General features: G+C 54.0%; 19 protein-coding genes and 1 tRNA gene. 18 read left to right on the top strand and 2 right to left on the bottom strand.

The features are described from left to right. Positions 1-23 precede the first annotated feature (23 nt). Together BUA28_RS10790 and BUA28_RS10785 are read left to right on the top strand one after the other, a co-directional pair. A complete protein-coding gene (locus BUA28_RS10790; RefSeq protein WP_072768130.1) occupies positions 24-503 on the top strand; it encodes a very short patch repair endonuclease in 480 nt (159 codons plus the stop codon). A 29-nt stretch (positions 504-532) separates the two neighbouring features. Then, on the top strand, positions 533-1,843 hold the full coding sequence (locus BUA28_RS10785) for an MvaI/BcnI family restriction endonuclease (RefSeq protein WP_072768129.1): 1,311 nt from the start codon (positions 533-535) through the stop codon (positions 1,841-1,843). 315 nt (positions 1,844-2,158) lie between these two features. Here the strand turns inward: BUA28_RS10785 and BUA28_RS10780 are convergent. Next, a tRNA-Lys gene (locus tag BUA28_RS10780) sits at positions 2,159-2,234 on the bottom strand. Between the two features lie 142 nt (positions 2,235-2,376). Between BUA28_RS10780 and thiO the strand changes: the two genes are divergently transcribed. From thiO to BUA28_RS10700, 16 genes are all read left to right on the top strand, one after another. Further along, positions 2,377-3,507, top strand: a complete 1,131-nt coding sequence (gene thiO / locus BUA28_RS10775) for a glycine oxidase ThiO (RefSeq protein WP_072768128.1) — start codon at positions 2,377-2,379, stop codon at positions 3,505-3,507. Between the two features lie 149 nt (positions 3,508-3,656). Next, positions 3,657-4,382: a YebC/PmpR family DNA-binding transcriptional regulator gene (locus tag BUA28_RS10770; protein ID WP_072768127.1), complete on the top strand. Its 726-nt coding sequence runs from the start codon at positions 3,657-3,659 to the stop codon at positions 4,380-4,382. Positions 4,383-4,528: 146 nt separating this feature from the next. Then, entirely contained in the window at positions 4,529-5,047 is a 519-nt protein-coding gene (gene ruvC, locus BUA28_RS10765; protein WP_025041824.1) for a crossover junction endodeoxyribonuclease RuvC, read from the top strand. Then, the gene (gene ruvA, locus BUA28_RS10760) at positions 5,044-5,637 is read left to right on the top strand and encodes a Holliday junction branch migration protein RuvA (RefSeq protein ID WP_072768126.1); all 594 of its coding nucleotides are present in this window, start codon (positions 5,044-5,046) and stop codon (positions 5,635-5,637) included. The genes ruvC and ruvA overlap by 4 nt, the downstream gene beginning before the upstream one ends. A 96-nt stretch (positions 5,638-5,733) precedes the next feature. Beyond that, entirely contained in the window at positions 5,734-6,789 is a 1,056-nt protein-coding gene (ruvB, locus tag BUA28_RS10755) for a Holliday junction branch migration DNA helicase RuvB (RefSeq protein ID WP_072768125.1), read from the top strand. Between the two features lie 173 nt (positions 6,790-6,962). After that, positions 6,963-7,409, top strand: a complete 447-nt coding sequence (gene ybgC, locus BUA28_RS10750; protein ID WP_072768168.1) for a tol-pal system-associated acyl-CoA thioesterase — start codon at positions 6,963-6,965, stop codon at positions 7,407-7,409. Then, positions 7,406-8,092, top strand: a complete 687-nt coding sequence (gene tolQ, locus BUA28_RS10745) for a protein TolQ (protein ID WP_072768124.1) — start codon at positions 7,406-7,408, stop codon at positions 8,090-8,092. The genes ybgC and tolQ overlap by 4 nt, the downstream gene beginning before the upstream one ends. 24 nt (positions 8,093-8,116) lie before the next feature. Continuing rightward, on the top strand, positions 8,117-8,533 hold the full coding sequence (gene tolR, locus BUA28_RS10740; protein WP_072768123.1) for a protein TolR: 417 nt from the start codon (positions 8,117-8,119) through the stop codon (positions 8,531-8,533). Between the two features lie 40 nt (positions 8,534-8,573). Then, positions 8,574-9,404: an energy transducer TonB gene (locus tag BUA28_RS10735; RefSeq protein WP_072768122.1), complete on the top strand. Its 831-nt coding sequence runs from the start codon at positions 8,574-8,576 to the stop codon at positions 9,402-9,404. Positions 9,405-9,442: 38 nt separating this feature from the next. Then, positions 9,443-10,741, top strand: a complete 1,299-nt coding sequence (tolB, locus tag BUA28_RS10730; protein WP_083569969.1) for a Tol-Pal system beta propeller repeat protein TolB — start codon at positions 9,443-9,445, stop codon at positions 10,739-10,741. Positions 10,742-10,781: 40 nt separating this feature from the next. Then, positions 10,782-11,297 (top strand): peptidoglycan-associated lipoprotein Pal, encoded by a 516-nt coding sequence (gene pal, locus BUA28_RS10725; protein WP_072768121.1) that lies wholly within the window; start codon positions 10,782-10,784, stop codon positions 11,295-11,297. 2 nt (positions 11,298-11,299) lie between these two features. Continuing rightward, complete coding sequence (ybgF, locus tag BUA28_RS10720) at positions 11,300-12,205, top strand: tol-pal system protein YbgF (protein WP_072768120.1); 906 nt, start codon at positions 11,300-11,302, stop codon at positions 12,203-12,205. A 147-nt stretch (positions 12,206-12,352) separates the two neighbouring features. After that, positions 12,353-12,985 (top strand): 7-carboxy-7-deazaguanine synthase QueE, encoded by a 633-nt coding sequence (queE, locus tag BUA28_RS10715; RefSeq protein ID WP_072768119.1) that lies wholly within the window; start codon positions 12,353-12,355, stop codon positions 12,983-12,985. 42 nt (positions 12,986-13,027) lie between these two features. After that, entirely contained in the window at positions 13,028-13,753 is a 726-nt protein-coding gene (gene queC, locus BUA28_RS10710; RefSeq protein WP_072768118.1) for a 7-cyano-7-deazaguanine synthase QueC, read from the top strand. A gap of 30 nt (positions 13,754-13,783) precedes the next feature. Then, entirely contained in the window at positions 13,784-14,482 is a 699-nt protein-coding gene (gene aat / locus BUA28_RS10705; RefSeq protein ID WP_072768117.1) for a leucyl/phenylalanyl-tRNA--protein transferase, read from the top strand. Further along, positions 14,466-15,209 carry an arginyltransferase gene (locus BUA28_RS10700; protein WP_072768116.1) on the top strand — a complete coding sequence of 248 codons (744 nt, stop codon included), beginning with the start codon at positions 14,466-14,468 and terminating at the stop codon, positions 15,207-15,209. Before aat ends, BUA28_RS10700 begins: the two co-directional genes overlap by 17 nt. A 53-nt stretch (positions 15,210-15,262) precedes the next feature. Here BUA28_RS10700 and BUA28_RS10695 read toward each other — a convergent pair whose 3' ends face one another. Next, positions 15,263-16,207, bottom strand: coding sequence for a tetratricopeptide repeat protein (locus tag BUA28_RS10695; RefSeq protein WP_083569967.1), 945 nt, complete (start codon positions 16,205-16,207; stop codon positions 15,263-15,265). Between the last annotated feature and the right edge of the window lie 218 nt (positions 16,208-16,425).

Here is a 16,425-nt window from a genome sequence, read left to right as displayed (position 1 = left end):
TGCGGCATTTAACTGGAAGCCTGATGGCGGACGTTGTTGACTCAGCTACCCGTAGCCGGATGATGTCCGGTATCCGAGCGAAAAACACTCGCCCGGAAATTTTCCTCAGAAAGAGGCTTCACGCCCTTGGCTTCCGTTTCAGGCTTCATGCAAAAGATATTCCTGGCAAGCCGGATATTGTGCTGCCAAAGTATCGCGCGCTTGTTGTAATTCATGGATGTTTCTGGCATGCACACGATTGCCGCTACTTCAAGCTCCCTGCAACGAATACGGTGTTTTGGCGAAGTAAGATTGATCTAAATAGCCAAAGAGACAAGCGAAATCTGGAGCTTCAACTTAAAGCTGGCTGGCGTTGCTTAATTGTTTGGGAATGTGCCATTCGTACATGTCAACGAGAGCCGGAAAGGCTTGATGTTGTGGCTCTTGCTGCGCAGTGGCTATCCGGGAGCTCTGTTGCAGCTAAAATTGATGAGCAAGGGCTACAAGAGCAATCAAGTAACTGACAGCCAGACGTCCATTTCAAAGGAGAACCATGTTTGCTGATCTCGCTGGTTTGTTAGGGCGCTTTGCAGAACTGGGGGCTGTTCAGGCCTTCTGCAAACCACTTGCGGAAAATGATAACAGCAAGCAGCAAATTTACCTCGGAGGAAACCTTGACGTTGTGCAGATGTTCCCGTTCGTGAAAGTTGAAGCGACTGAGAAGGGCGAGGACAGCAACTACAAAGCAAAACTCAACTTCGTGTGGGTTGGTGGCGGTACAACGGAGAGAGCTACGGGAGCACAGCTTATTTTATACCCGCGATACCCTGAGGTTCGGCTGTCCGGTTTTCTTCAAGGGTGTAAACATGCTCCCAACGAACAATTGAGGCCGGTTCCTGCAGCCCAACGGCGCTTTAATAATGGCCCGGATGGTCGTGTTCTATTTTTCGGAATTACCCACAACGGTGAAACACTGGCTTATCTGGCACCTGCAGAAAGCTCTGTGGCCCAAGAATTTCGACAGCGCAACATTTACGGCGAATTTCCTCAAGAAAGCGTGTTCTTCAATTTGCCATTGCTTGGACGTGACTCAAAATCCATTCTTCTTGAGAGATTGGCAGAAATCAGGGAAGTCGGCTGGCATCCATCCATCCGCTTGAACAAGGTAGGAGGGGTTGTTCCGTACAGGGCGCGAAATGGAGGCGGATATACGCTGGAAGCGTTACTCGGAATCATTCCCAATGGCCGAGCCGAGCCTGATTTTCTAGGCTGGGAGATTAAAGCTTTTAGTCGCCACAGGATCACCCTCATGACGCCAGAACCAGATGGCGGCATGTATGGTGGGGAGGGGGTTAAAGCCTTTGTCCGTGAATACGGCAAACCCTCGGGAGAGGATACGTTATATTTCACGGGTACGCATCGTGCCGAGTGCCGGAATGCAAAAACCTGCCTCACATTAGCGGTGCGTGGCTTCAATCCGTCGCGCAAAATCATCGAGGACGTCCGTGGAGCAGTGGAGTTGCTCACGGATAGGGGACGTTGCGCAGCAGCTTGGTCGTTTGCCGGGCTGATGATTGCATGGAACAAGAAACACGCACAGGCGGCTTATGTTTCATATGAAAGTGAAAGCGAGAAGGAAAAGGCTTCCGCCTACCGCTACTTCAGCCCTGCACTACTGGGGGAAGGCACCGATTTCAACCGCTATCTGGGGGCGCTGTGTGCAGGACGGGTGATCTTTGATCCGGGTTCCAAGGTAATGAATGCAAGCACTGCGAAATCGACGGTGAAAGCACGCAGCCAGTTCAGGATGTCGGTGCGGCATCTGCCGGAGCTTTACCAGAAGTTCGGTTCAGTGGAATTCTAAGCGTAAGTTACAGGTGTAGTAGTATATTGCGTGGCTTTGTTGGCTTGACTCTGCATTCGAGCGGGATTCGCAAAGAGAGGTGCGCCTCTTAATTTCCAAGTTGAGGCTGTCGAAAAACTTGGGTTTTCGTTTACCATTAATGACTCAAACGTGTCGGTTTGAGTCATATATCAACGACGCAAAAATTTTGAAACTAGCGGTTCACATTTAACACTATTTGTCAAAGTAACTCATAGCAGACAGCCGGACTATAGAGTTTCTATTAGAAAAGGACAAGTATTTACTTGTTTTAAGTACTTGTGTACTTGTTTTTATTGGTAGGCCGTGCCAGATTCGAACTGGCGACCAACGGATTAAAAGTCCGCTGCTCTACCGGCTGAGCTAACGACCCAATTACCAAGGTCGTGCATTATAACGGCTCACCTCTCCGATATAAAGTTTTTTGGATCAAGTTCGTCCGAATGCGATTGCCTGCCCATCCCATTTCAGCGCAGAATCGGGTTTAACGCGCCCATCCTGTGAAGAGTTGATCCTTGAGTAGTGACATTATTGTTATCGGCGGCGGAATAGCCGGGCTGACTGTGGCGCATGAATTGCTGCGGCTTGGCGCAACGGTGACCATACTGGAGCGTCAGCACTGCGCCCGCGAGGCATCATGGGCGGGGGGCGGCATACTTTCGCCACTGTTGCCGTGGAATTATTCCTGCCCGGTAACGCGGTTGACGCAATTGAGCAATGCGCTATTTCCGAAGTTTATCGAAGCGCTGCGGTGCGATACAGGCATTGATCCGGAGTATCAGGCCAGCGGTATGCTGGTTTTAACCCACACCACCGGCGAACCGGGCAGCGAAGGCCACGGCGGAGCGTTGCGGGGCGCCCGCGAGCATAACGCCGAGGCTTGGTGCGCTCTCCACGATTTTCGGCTGAGCAAGGTTCGCTCTCATGAAATTGCACCGCTGCTCTCCACTGACGAAGCAGCGCTTTGGCTGCCGGACGTTTGCCAAGTGCGTAACCCCCGTTTATTGCAGGCGTTGATGAAGGCGGTAGGGCAGCGTGGCGGCGTCATTAAGGAGCACGCCGAGATTACCGATTGGCAGGTTGAGCATGGGCGGGTCCAATCGGTCAGTACGAGCAGGGGTGAGAAATTCACTGCATCGAATTACATCGTCACCGCTGGGGCATGGAGCGGCGGGCTTTTGCGTGAGCATGCATTAAAGCTCGATATCTGGCCGGTACGAGGGCAGATTCTGCTGTTCCAGGCACAATCGGGTCTGCTTCCCGCAATCCTGCTGCAGGAACAGGACAATTTTTATTTGATCCCGCGCCGGGATGGACACATTCTTGCCGGTAGCACTCTGGAGGAAACCGGCTTCGACAGACGCACGACTGCTCAGGCGGGAAAACTATTGCTCGAAAAAGCGCACGCGCTCGTGCCTGCATTGACTGAAGCGACTCTTTCCTGCCATTGGGCGGGATTACGCCCGGGGTCGCCTGATAATATCCCCGTCGTCGGTAGCCACCCCCACATCCCGAACCTTTATCTCAATAGCGGCCATTACCGCTACGGCATCACCATGGCGCCGGGCAGCGCTCAGCTTATATCCAATATGATCCTGAACAAACCACAACCGCTGGATATCGCGCCCTATAAGTGGCCATTCTAGCCCGTGCGAAGAACATATTTTCGCCGGTGGCGTTGTTTCCGCACTGTTTCCACGCAGTTTCCAATAAAGCCTTGCCCGCGCTGCGCTTTATCGGCACGAGGCGGAGTGATAACATTGCACCACTTCAATAACAAGGATAGGGCATACGCATGGCCGGTCACAGCAAGTGGGCTAATATCAAGCACAAGAAAGCCGCGCAGGACGCAAGGCGCGGCAAGATTTTTACCCGGCTCATTAAAGAAATTACCGTTGCGGCGCGGCTTGGCGGTGGGGATCCCAACAGCAACCCACGGTTGCGCCTGGCTGTCGACAAGGCTTACGAGCAGAACATGCCCAAGGACAACGTCGAGCGTGCAATCAAGCGCGGCAGTGGCGACCTGGAGGGCGTGAACTATGAAGAAGTACGTTATGAAGGCTACGGTATCGCTGGCGCAGCCGTATTGGTTGATTGCATGACGGACAACCGCGTGCGTACCGTCGCGGATGTGCGCCATGCTTTTACCAAGTATGGCGGCAATCTCGGTACGGATGGCTCAGTCGCATTCCTGTTCAAGCATTGCGGGCAAATGCTTTTTGCGCCCGGCACCGACGAAGAAAAGCTGATGGAAGCCGCTCTCGATGCCGGCGCGGAGGACGTAGTCACCAATGATGACGGAAGCATGGAAGTCATTACTGCGCCGTATGAATTTGTGACGGTCAGAGCGGGGCTGGAGAAAGCAGGATTCAAGGCAGAGCTTGCCGAAGTGACGATGAAGCCTGTCAGTGAAACCGTGCTGAGCGGTGATGATTCAGTCAAAATGCAAAAGCTGCTGGATGCGCTGGAAAATATAGACGATGTGCAAGAGGCTTACACTACCGCAGTGCTGGATGAATAGCATTTTTACCCTGAATATATTGGAAAATCGATGCAGGGAGCGCGTTTGTGCTTGCTCCCGTTTGCGCGGTTATTTTTCAACTTGACCGAAAGCAGGCTTTTTCCGGCATTTAAATTGATAGTCGCGCTTATTCAGAAGGAAAAAAAATCCGTATTCTTGGCATAGACCCCGGCTTGCGCATTACGGGCTTTGGTGTTATCGATAAATTCGGCAGCAAGCTGGCCTATGTCAGTAGCGGTTGTATCAAAACGGTAGAGGGCGAGCTACCGTTGCGCCTCAAGACGATCATGGATCATCTTAACGAGGTGATCGCGCAGCACCAGCCTGATCAAGTCGCGGTGGAACAGGTATTCGTCAACGTTAATCCAAAATCCACACTAATGCTCGGGCAGGCCCGGGGGGCGGCGATTTGCACGGCGGTACTGAATAATCTGGCCGTCGCCGAGTACACCGCGCTACAGATCAAGCAGGCAGTGGTCGGCAAAGGGCATGCCAAAAAAGAGCAAGTGCAGGAAATGGTGAAGCGTCTGTTGCAACTTGGCGGTAGCCCCAGCGCAGATGCGGCGGATGCGCTTGCTTGCGCGATCTGCCATGCTCATGGGGGGCAGGGGCTGGGCGGAATTTCGACAGCGGGCTACCGCATGAAACGGGGGCGTCTGGTATGATCGGCCGGATAACCGGTGTGCTGCTGGAAAAATTTCCCCCCTTGGTGCTGGTTGACATACAAGGCCTCGGGTACGAGATCGATGTGCCCATGAGCACGTTCTATAATCTGCCGGCAATCGGTGCGCGAATCACGCTTCACACCCACCTCGTCGTGCGCGAAGACGTGCATCTGCTTTTCGGTTTCGCCACCGAAGGAGAGCGGCAAGCTTTTCGTCAGCTCGTGAAGATTTCCGGCGTCGGGGCAAGAACAGCCCTTGCGTTGCTGTCTGGCCTGAGCGTGGCTGATTTGCATCACGCGGTAGCGGCCCAGGATAGCGGGCGGTTGATCAAGATCCCCGGTATCGGCAAAAAAACCGCCGAGCGTTTGCTGCTGGAATTACGCGACAAGCTCGACCTTGGCATGGCTGGCGCAGCAGATGCCTCAGGCGTCGGGCTCATGACAACGAGCGCAAATGACGTGCTCAATGCCCTGTTGTCTCTGGGGTATAATGACCGGGAAGCCAATTGGGCAGTCAAGCAGTTACCCGCCAACGTTAACGTATCCGATGGCATACGTCAGGCGTTGAAGTTCCTATCGAAAGACAAATAAAAGAAACACGACGGCCGCGCTCGAATCGCGCGCGTTTACTGCCACCACTCACTTCCAGCCCAACACGGATAAGAGGTGCAGCTTTAGTGTTTGATTATGATTGAAACCGATCGATTGATTACCTCCGCGCCCGTCTCTCTCAAGGAAGAGGAGCTGGAGCGGGCACTGCGCCCCAAGCACCTGACCGAGTACGTCGGCCAGGAAAAAATTCGTGGGCAGTTGCAAATATTCATCGAGGCGGCACGGCGCCGCGGTGAGGCGCTCGACCACGTGCTGCTGTACGGGCCGCCCGGTCTGGGCAAGACAACGCTTGCGCACATCATTGCTAGGGAGATGGGCGTGAGCCTGCGCCAGACGTCCGGCCCGGTGCTGGAACGCCCCGGCGACCTGGCGGCCCTGCTGACCAATCTCGAACCCAACGATGTATTGTTCATCGATGAAATTCATCGGCTTTCACCTATCGTGGAGGAGATTCTTTATCCCGCGCTGGAAGACTATCAGCTCGATATCATGATAGGCGAAGGTCCCGCGGCACGGTCTGTCAAACTCGATTTGCCACCGTTCACTTTGGTGGGCGCCACTACTCGCGCCGGTATGCTGACGAACCCGTTGCGCGATCGTTTTGGCATTATTTCACGCCTTGAATTTTATTCAGTGGAAGAGCTGACTAAAATCGTGACTCGATCCGCGGGATTGCTGAACGTGGAAATTTCTTCCGATGGAGCGGTGGAAATTGCGCGCCGCTCGCGCGGCACGCCACGCATAGTAAACCGTCTGCTGCGGCGAGTGCGTGATTTCGCTGAAGTCAAAGCCGATGGTTACATTACCCGCCCCGTGGCGGATGCTGCATTGATCATGCTCGATGTGGACCTCATCGGTCTCGACGTGATGGACAGAAAACTGCTGCTTGCCGTCATGGAAAAATTCGGCGGTGGCCCGGTGGGTGTGGATAATCTCGCCGCCGCCATCAGCGAAGAGCGTGGCACCATTGAAGATGTGCTGGAACCGTACCTGATACAGCAGGGCTACATGAAGCGCACACCACGCGGCCGCATGGCCACGGCTATCGCCTATCAGCATTTCGGCATGGCCTTGCCGAAGAATGGATTGGTTGGGTTGAGCGGAGAGTTGTGGATAGAGGACCAGCCATGAAGGCGCGGCATGAATCGCCATCGATCCCGGCAATCCGCTTGAGGCGCTGGATAACCTGAGTCCACAGCAATCACGACGCCTGATAGCTGAATGATGGAAGCCGCGCTGAGGGAGGCTCGGTTTCTATTGGAAAGACGACGCTCTCGAATACCGAAATTTTTTTGTTTAAAAATATGAAAGCAACAGAAGTTGATAAATTTACCGTTAATCCGGACGAGACCGCTTTTTCGTTGCCCATTCGCGTCTACTATCAGGACACCGATGCGGGCGGAGTAGTTTATCATTCGACTTATCTCGATTTCATGGAGCGCGCCCGCTATGAATGGCTGCGGCAGCTCGGATTCGATATTCACTCATTGATTCAGGTTCACAAGGTAATTTTCATGGTGCGTTCACTTAGTATTGAATACCTCAAGCCGGCGCTACTGGATGATTTGCTGCATGTCACTGCGGAAGCGGCTGAAATAGGCAGCAGCCGCATCGTGATCTCGCAACAGGTGCTGCGTGGTCCTGCTACGCTGGTTAATGCAACCGTCCAGGCGGTGTGCGTGGGAGCGGGCAGCCTCAAGCCCGTACGCGTACCCGCGCCTTTGCGCCACCAGCTTGGAAAGCCCTCATGAGCCCGGCAGTTACCCAGGATATGTCTCTTTTCCACCTCATCGGCAGTGCCAGCTTGCTGGTGCAACTGGTAATGTTGCTGTTGCTGCTGGCTTCGTTCCTGTCGTGGTGGTACATCTTTCGCAAGCTGTTCGTCATCCGCGAGGCGATAAGGCAAAGCGATGAGTTCGAGAATGTTTTCTGGAAGGGAACCGATCTCAATGCACTTTTTCAAAGCGCCGCCGGTTCGCGCCATACGGCAGGCAGCATGGAACGAATTTTCGAAGCTGGTTTTCGGGAATTCATGAAACACAAACGCCAGCCGGGAACAGACATCACCACGGTGATGGACAGTACGCGCCGCGCGATGCGGGCCACCTATCAGCGCGAAATGGATAATCTTGAATCGCACCTTTCGTTTCTTGCGACGGTGGGTTCGGTAAGCCCCTACGTTGGCCTGTTTGGTACCGTTTGGGGAATCATGAATTCCTTCAGGGGCTTATCCAATGTCACCCAGGCCACTATCGCTCACGTTGCGCCAGGCATTGCGGAGGCGCTGATCGCGACGGCAATGGGGTTGTTTGCAGCGATTCCGGCGGTTATCGCCTATAACCGTTATTCGAGTCGCATCGATCGGCTGGCAACCCGTTTTGAGAGCTTCATGGAAGAATTATCCAATGTCCTGCAGCGTCAAGCGAGCGGATGAGATCATTTTCATGGGGTAAGCGCCATGAATGAGCGCCGCGCCAAACGTCGGTTGATGAATGAAATAAACGTGGTGCCATACATTGACGTAATGTTGGTGCTGCTGGTGATTTTTATGATTACGGCGCCGCTCATCACGCCCGGTCAGATTGAGTTGCCCCAGATAGGCAAATCGCTGGCGCCGCCGGTAGCGCCGCTGGAGGTGATTGTCAAGGCTGACGGCAGCCTGGGATTGCATGACCGTTCCATGCCGGGAGGCGAACAAAAGATCAATCGTGAAGAATTGGTCAGCGCGATTAAACAGAAGCAGGCGGCAAATATTGAGCAGCCGGTGGTCATTGCCGGCGATAAGAATGTACGTTACGAAGAAGTAATGAATGTGATGGACATTCTTCAACAGCAGCAGGTGAAAAAGGTGGGGCTGCTGGCCAGACCGAAGTGAGCAGCGGGCGGCCATCTCATATGAACAGACGGTGAGCGGAATGGCGTTGAGGAAGCCCTCGGAAATTGAACCGGGCGCGATGCGGGCGGGCCTGCTGGCGGTACTGGTCCACGTCATTTTTTTCGCTTTCATGGTTTTCGGACTCAATTGGAAAACATATCCGACAGAACCGGTGATGGTGGATTTGTGGAGCAGCCTGCCTCCAGCGGTTCAGCCGGCTATCAAGGCAGCGCCGCCTCTGCCCGAGCCCAAGCCGGTCCAGCCGCCGCCCGAAGCAGCGCCGTTGCCACCCAGGATCGAGACGCCACCGCCGCCCCCAAAGCCGGATATTGCCCTCAAGGAAAAAATCGAGAAGCCTAACCCAGTTGAAAAAAAGCCGGTGGAAAAAAAAGAACTGGTAAAAAAAGAACAGGAACAGAAAGAGCGGAAAGAGAAAGAGCGAAAAGAAAAGGAGCAGAAAGAGCAGGAGCTGAAAGAGCAGAAAGCGCGAGTGGCGGCGGAAGTAGCGCAACTTCAACGGGAACAGCAGGAAGCGAATGCCAAGGCACAGGCTAAGGCGGCACAGGCGGTGGCGCAGTCCCGCCTGGCAAACGAAATGGCCGAATATAAGGCAAAAATACTTGCAAAAATCAGGAGAAATATTGTCATGCCACCCGATCTGCCTGGCAATCCGGTGGTGGAATTCGACGTTACGCTGCTTCCGGGTGGAGATATTCTTGATGTGAGGCTACGCGCTAGTAGCGGATTCGCTGCTTTCGATAGCGCCGTGGAACGCGGTATTTTTCTATCCAAACCGCTTCCGCTGCCGCCTGATCCCGCGCTTTTTCCAAAATTCCGCAATCTGAGCGTCAAGGTGCACTATCACGAATGACTGGTATAATTCCCATTATTCTTTAAAGGGTTGTTTTTATGCAAATTTGCTTGCGCAGATTTCCCGGTTATATTTTTGTCCTGTTACTGTCGGTGATCAGTGCGCCGCTGCATGCCGCTCTCGACATCGAGATTTTCGGCGGCGGCGCGGCGCAGATTCCGATTGCCATCGTGCCCTTTGCTGCGGAGGAAAGGCTCAGTCAGAGTATCACGCCGGTAGTATCCGCCGATCTGCAACGCAGCGGACTGTTCAGGCTGGTTGATCCGGGCGGGTTGAGGCCGCATGAGCCCATCGAGGTGAGTTTTCCTGACTGGATGAACCGCGGCGCCAGTGCGCTGGTCATTGGCAGCACCACGGCCTTGCCCGGGGGTCAGGTTGCAGTCCGCGTCCGGTTAATGGATGTCGCGAAACAAGCGGAGTTGGCGGTTTATGCCGAGACCGTGCCCGCGGAACAATTGCGTGCCGCTGCGCATCGGATAGCGGACCTGATTTATGAAAAGCTGACAGGGGATGTGGGGGTGTTCAGCACCCGCATTGCCTACGTGGTGAAGCAGGGAAAAAAATATTCCTTGCAGGTGGCGGATGCGGACGGCTTCAATGCGCAGCCGGTGATCGAGTACACGGAACCTATCATATCGCCCACATGGTCGCCGGATGGTTCTCGGTTGGCATATGTATCCTTCGAGAACAAAAAGCCGGTCGTTTACGTGCAGACGCTGGCCACGCGCGCGCGGAAGGCGGTAGCCAATTTCAGGGGCAGCAACAGCGCGCCGGCATGGTCGCCGGACGGAAAGAAGCTTGCAGTAGTGCTATCTCTGATGGGTGGCTCGCAGATCTTCCTGGTGAATGCCGATGGCAGCGGATTGCAACGGCTCAGCCAAAGCGCCGGAATCGATACCGAGCCTAGTTTTTCGCCCGATGGGCAGTCCATCATATTTACTTCCGACCGTGGCGGCAGTCCGCAGATTTATCGAATGGCAGTCACAGGGCGTGCATCCGGAACGGCAGAGCGTCTCACATTCGAGGGCAGTTACAACGTGAGCCCACATTACAGTCCGGACGGAAAAAGCTTCGTCTTCGTCCACCGCAATGGGGACAGATTCAATGTCGCGACCCAGGATCTGGCTACCCGCCAGGTGCAATTGCTCACTAATTCCCAATTTGACGAATCCCCCAGCTTCGCTCCCAACGGCAAGATCATCCTCTATGCATCCGAGGTAAGGGGGCGTGGTATATTATCCGCCGTGTCGAGCGACGGCAAAACAAGACAACAGCTTTCAACGCAGGCTGGTGACATAAGAGAGCCGGCGTGGGGGCCTTTGCGAAGGCTCCAGTAGTTCGGGTTCCGTATTTTTTGCTAACTTTAAAGGAAATGAAATGAAAAAGATTTTATCCGTATTATTTATCAGTGTGTTGTCCGCCTGCGCGAGCAAGACTCCCCAGCCTTCTGCCGATGTGGAAGACAGGTCCGCAGGCGCCCGGACGGGGATGGAAACTCCTAGGTCAGGGGAAGGCGAGCCGAGCCTCAATCCGCTCACCGACCCCAATAATATTCTTTCACGGCGCAGCGTTTATTTCGATTTCGACAGCTACGTGGTAAAGGATGAATACAAGTCGCTGGTAGTGGCCCATGCCCAGTATCTGCGCGACAACTCCAATGCCAAGGCGATGGTGCAGGGCAACACAGATGAACGCGGAAGCAGGGAATATAACCTTGCGCTGGGGCAGCGCCGGTCCGATGCGGTAAAGTATGTGATGACTTTATCAGGGGCCAGGGAATCGCAGGTTGAATCTGTCAGCCTGGGAGAAGAGAAACCCCGCGCTACGGGTCATGACGAGGCCTCCTGGGCCGAGAACCGCCGCGCCGACATCCGTTATCAAGGGGACTATTAATCGTGGCGTTGCGCGCTTTCTGGTTGGTGTTCGTGATCGCCTGTAATTCAAGCTTTGCCGGCGTGTTCGACGACGAGGAGGCGCGCCGGCAGATTGCCGTGCAAAAAGCATCTATCGGGGAAGTACGCAGTCAGGGACAGGCGCTGGAATCGCGCGTCGTAAAGCTTGAGGACCTGCTTAACAATCAACCGTTGCTCGAACTCCATAGTCAGATCGAAGCCCTGAGACTTGACATGAACAAGTTGCAGGGCCAGATCGAAGTACTGGTCAACGAGAACGAGTCCTCACAGAAGCGCCAGAGGGATTTTTATATTGATCTGGATAGCCGGTTGCGGCGGATCGAGCAGCAGCCTGGCGAGCCTGAGGCATCCGGATCTGCAACATCCGAATCTGCAGAGGCAGCCGCAGAGCACGGCGCGCCCGGGATGGAACCCGAACCGGCAGCCGAGGCTCCAGCAGCAGCCACGGCTGCCACCGTTGTTTCGTCCGCAGCGAGCACACCTGCCAAGGGTATGAGCTCCGCATCGGCGAAGAATGGCGAAAGCGATGCCTATGAGGCTGCCTACAGCTTGTTCAAGGCCGGCAGTTATCAAGACGCCATTTCCCGGTTTAACAAGTTTCTCAAGACCTATCCCGGCTCCAGCTTTGCACCGAGCGCCCATTACTGGATCGGTAATTCTTATTATGCGCTACGTGATTTCAAGAGCGCCATCAGTGCTCAGGAGAAGCTGATCAAGACTTACCCGGATAGTGCGAAGGCGCCCGATGCAATGCTTAACATCGCCAGCAGCCAGCAGGAAATGAATAAAAAACCCGCTGCAAGGAAAACCCTGGAAACGCTGGTGGCCAGGTATCCGGGTAGCGAGGCCGCCGACAAGGCCAAGCGCCGGCTGATCACTAAAAAGTAATTTAACCAGTCATGGAGTATTGTCCCGTACATCTACGATATGGTTCACACCTTTTCTCCTCCTCCACCTCCACCTATATCCCAGGTTAAACGATCCCCCGAAGCGGAGCGATCCCCTGAAGCGGAGCGATCCCGCAAAGCGGAGAGTTTGCGTATCAGCGAGATATTTTTCTCTCTTCAGGGAGAAACCAGCCGCTCAGGATTGCCGACCGTTTTTGTACGCCTGACCGGTTGTCCGCTGCGTTGTGCTTATTGCGATACCGATTACGCTTTCTACGGAGGAAAGCGTTTGTCAATCTCCGATATTCTGGCCGAAGTTGCCAGCTACGGTGCCCGCTACGTGACGGTGACCGGAGGAGAGCCCCTGGCACAGAAAGAATGCCTGCTATTGCTTACATTATTATGTGACGCAGGCTATTCGGTATCGCTCGAAACCAGCGGCGCCTTGGATATATCCGAAGTAGATGATCGCGTTTCGAAAATTCTGGATATCAAAACGCCGGGTTCGGGCGAAGTGGCAAGAAATTTCTGGCCAAACCTCCAGCATCTCACGTCCCATGATGAAGTGAAGTTTGTGTTGTGCGATGAAGCCGACTATCAATGGGCGTTGGAGGTAATGCATGAGCGTCAATTGAGTCTCATCTGCCCTGTTTTATTTTCGCCGGTCTATGGCAAGCTTGACCCCGCGATGTTGGCTGCATGGGTGTTACGCGACCGCGTAATGGTCCGGGTGCAGATCCAGCTCCACAAATTATTGTGGGGAGAAGGCGCGGGACGGTGAAGAACGAGCGAAAATACCTCTCCAATTTCCCATCTTGACTTCATGGCCAAGGCTGTAGTTCTTTTATCGGGTGGGCTCGACTCCGCCACCACCCTTGCCATTGCCCATAGTAGAGGGTATGAATGCTACGCCTTGAGCATGGATTATGGGCAGCGCCACGCATCGGAACTTGCAGCTGCGGAAGAACTGGCTCATTCGATCGGCGCGCGCGAGCACAAGGTAATCAAGCTCGACCTGTCCGTATTCGGCGGTTCGGCGCTAACGGATAAATCGAGCCCTATACCGACGGAAGGCTCCAGCGCCGGTATTCCGGTCACGTATGTGCCTGCCCGTAACACCATCATGTTGTCTCTCGCGCTCGCCTGGGCCGAAGTGCTTGAGAGCCGGGATATTTTTATTGGGGTCAACGTTATAGACTACTCGGGGTATCCAGATTGCCGCCCAGAGTACATCCAGGCGTTTGAGGAGATGGCGAACCTTGCTACGAAAGCCGCGATTGAAGGCACCAGGCTAAGCATTCACGCGCCCCTGCTAGCGTTGTCGAAAGCGCAGATTATTCAGCAGGGGATCTTGCTGGGGCTCGATTACAGTTCGACCGTGTCGTGTTATCAGGCGGATGAAGATGGGCGCGCCTGCGGCGTGTGCGATTCCTGCCGGTTACGGCGGGCGGGGTTTGAATCAGCCGGCGTGGCCGATGTAACGCGTTATCAACGCGTGATCAACGCATTATCAAAACGGGGAGTTGCGCCTGATTCCTTGATTCCATAGCGGGAAAGCGTATTCAACCATCCTCTCTTCATGATCCCCTGGCTCACGCCCGAAACCCCTTTTCCCCCGTTAGGCACTGCGCTCACCCATCCTAACGGCCTGCTTGCGGCTGGCGGCGATCTCTCGCCGCAACGGTTGATCGCGGCCTACCGCTGCGGGATTTTTCCATGGTTCAACGAGGGCGACCCTATTTTATGGTGGAGCCCGGACCCGCGCATGGTGCTTTTCCCCCCTGAACTTAAAATATCTCGATCACTAAGAAAAACGCTGAAGAAGGCCAATTATACGATCAGGGCCGACAGTGCTTTCAACGAGGTCGTGCGGGCGTGTGCCGAGCCCCGCAAGGAGCGGCCAGGCACATGGATACACGATGAGATGATCGCAGCTTACACTGCGCTGCACGAGATGGGCTTGGCCCATTCCATCGAAACGTGGATGGAGGGTGAGCTGGTGGGTGGATTGTACGGCGTTGCGCAGGGAAAAATGTTTTTTGGCGAATCCATGTTTTCCCGCACTACCGATGCGTCCAAAGTTGCGTTTGTGCACCTGGTACGACACCTGGAGCGCCGGGGCTTCAAAATGATCGACTGCCAGATGAAAACCGCTCATCTCGCTTCTTTCGGCGCCCGGGAAATTTCCCGCAAGGAATTTAGTCTAAAATTAAAAGAATTGGTAAACTATCCCGAACGAGTCGACAAATGGTGTATGGATAATGAGTCACTTGAATGATCTTCCGTCATCAACGCTACAGTTTTACACTACCGCGTCTTATCCATGCAGTTACCTGCCGGAGCAATTGGCGCGATCTCAGGTGGCGACACCCAGCCACCTGATCGATACCGGTGTCTATGGTGCATTGGTACAGGCTGGCTTTCGCCGTAGTGGCGCTTTTACCTATCGCCCGTACTGCGACAACTGCAGTGCTTGCATGCCGGTACGGATCGTGGTTGACGAATTGATTTCAAGGCGCGCCCAACGTCGTTCCTGGAAACGTCATCAGAACCTGGTCGCGACTCAACACGGTCTTTATTATCATCCGGATCACTATGCGCTATACCTGCGCTATCAGGCGCGCCGGCATAGCGGCGGCGGCATGGATCGCGACAGCCGGGAGCAATACCGCCACTTCCTGCTGCCAAGCAATGTCAATTCCAGCCTTGTCGAGTTTCATGAAAATGGCAAGCTGCGCATGATCAGTATTATCGACGAACTGCACGACGGTATATCCTCTGTATATACTTTCTTCGATCCCGATGTGCCGGGTGCCAGCTTTGGTACCTACAATATTTTATGGCAGGTGCAACTGTGCCGGCTATTGAAATTGCCCTATCTTTATCTTGGTTACTGGATAAAGGAAAGCCAGAAAATGGCATATAAGGCTGGCTTCAGGCCGCTGCAAGGTTTGGTCGGGGGACAATGGGAGCCGCTGAGCAACTCCCGGATTCCTGAAGACTGAGACCACTCGCAGGAACGGCTGGAACATCAAGCTATAAAGTTATCGTTATGCAGTTATCGCTGCGCCGCTCTTATCGCGGCTGCGCGTGTAGCCAGCGGTTTTGCCTTATCCGCGTGGCCAATTTCCCGATAGAGCTGCGCCAGGTTTTCAAGGCTTGTGGCTACATTAGGATGATTTCGACCCAGCGCTTTTTCTGAAATAGCCAATGCGCGCCTGAACAGTGGCTCGGCATAAGGGTACTTGCCCTGTTCGTTATACATGCCTGCCAAATTATTCAAGCTCAAGGCAACGCTTGGATGATCCGGACCCAGTGCCTTTTGCGACATTGCCAATACGCGTTTAAAAAGCGGTTCAGCCTGCGCATATTGTTGTTCGGCTGTATACAGTAGCGCAAGGTTGTTCAAAGTCATCGCCACGTTTGCATGGGTCGCGCCAAGCGTTTTCTCCAATATTTCCAGCGCGCGCTTGAGAAGAGGTTCTGCCTGTGCGTACTGTTCCTGGGCTTGATATAGCTGTGCCAGGTTGTTCAGGCTCATTGCGACATTTGGATGATCCGGGCCGAGCGCCTTCTCATCGATTGCCAATGCGCGCTTATACAAGGGTTCGGCCTGCGCGTATTGCCCTTGTTTCCGGTAAAGCATTGCAAGATTGTTCAATGTCGCCGCCACCTCGGCGCCTTCCCCGACAGACTTTTCAAAAATAGCCAAGGCGCGTATGAGAAGAGGTTCCGCCTGTTTATACTGATCCCGGGCATTATATAAAAATGCCAGGCTGTTCAGACTCGATGCAATGTCGGAATGGTCCGGTTCCCTTGTTTGTTCAGCTATCTGCAGCGCCTTGGCAGCTACTACAGTCGCACGGTTATAGTCCCCCTGCTCATAAAGCAATTCCCACTCCTGATTGAGCGTATCCCATTCAGTCATGGCATGAGTCAACCCCGAAGATGCCATGAGAACGAAGATCAGAGAATAGGAAGCCCGCTTGATGAATGTAATCATTTAGTCCTATGAGAAGTAACAAACAATGGGCAATTTTCTGTCGAATCCCGAAGGAATTTCTGAATCTGGATGCGGCGCTGGCAGCTCATTTTTTTAGCTCGCTCGACTGATGCCATGGCAAAAAGGATCTTTCATATCCCGTTGGCCTAATAGCTCCGCCCGTTCAACTGCTGAATATAAGCCGAAGTGGAAACGTTTTGCCAAGCATGAAAAAATTC

The organism is Nitrosospira sp. Nsp11, from assembly GCF_900142705.1.
Taxonomy (GTDB): domain Bacteria; phylum Pseudomonadota; class Gammaproteobacteria; order Burkholderiales; family Nitrosomonadaceae; genus Nitrosospira.
This window is presented reverse-complemented; position numbering and strand designations above follow the sequence as displayed.

Coding starts and splice junctions, on each gene's coding strand:
- tolB (WP_083569969.1), top strand. CDS start 9,443: ATGCAAATTTGCTTGCGCAGATTTCCCGGTTATATTTTTGTCCTGTTA.
- BUA28_RS10735 (WP_072768122.1), top strand. CDS start 8,574: ATGGCGTTGAGGAAGCCCTCGGAAATTGAACCGGGCGCGATGCGGGCG.
- tolR (WP_072768123.1), top strand. CDS start 8,117: ATGAATGAGCGCCGCGCCAAACGTCGGTTGATGAATGAAATAAACGTG.
- queC (WP_072768118.1), top strand. CDS start 13,028: ATGGCCAAGGCTGTAGTTCTTTTATCGGGTGGGCTCGACTCCGCCACC.
- BUA28_RS10785 (WP_072768129.1), top strand. CDS start 533: ATGTTTGCTGATCTCGCTGGTTTGTTAGGGCGCTTTGCAGAACTGGGG.
- tolQ (WP_072768124.1), top strand. CDS start 7,406: ATGAGCCCGGCAGTTACCCAGGATATGTCTCTTTTCCACCTCATCGGC.
- BUA28_RS10695 (WP_083569967.1), bottom strand. CDS start 16,207: ATGATTACATTCATCAAGCGGGCTTCCTATTCTCTGATCTTCGTTCTC.
- ruvA (WP_072768126.1), top strand. CDS start 5,044: ATGATCGGCCGGATAACCGGTGTGCTGCTGGAAAAATTTCCCCCCTTG.
- pal (WP_072768121.1), top strand. CDS start 10,782: ATGAAAAAGATTTTATCCGTATTATTTATCAGTGTGTTGTCCGCCTGC.
- BUA28_RS10770 (WP_072768127.1), top strand. CDS start 3,657: ATGGCCGGTCACAGCAAGTGGGCTAATATCAAGCACAAGAAAGCCGCG.
- BUA28_RS10790 (WP_072768130.1), top strand. CDS start 24: ATGGCGGACGTTGTTGACTCAGCTACCCGTAGCCGGATGATGTCCGGT.
- BUA28_RS10700 (WP_072768116.1), top strand. CDS start 14,466: ATGAGTCACTTGAATGATCTTCCGTCATCAACGCTACAGTTTTACACT.
- ruvB (WP_072768125.1), top strand. CDS start 5,734: ATGATTGAAACCGATCGATTGATTACCTCCGCGCCCGTCTCTCTCAAG.
- aat (WP_072768117.1), top strand. CDS start 13,784: ATGATCCCCTGGCTCACGCCCGAAACCCCTTTTCCCCCGTTAGGCACT.
- ybgC (WP_072768168.1), top strand. CDS start 6,963: ATGAAAGCAACAGAAGTTGATAAATTTACCGTTAATCCGGACGAGACC.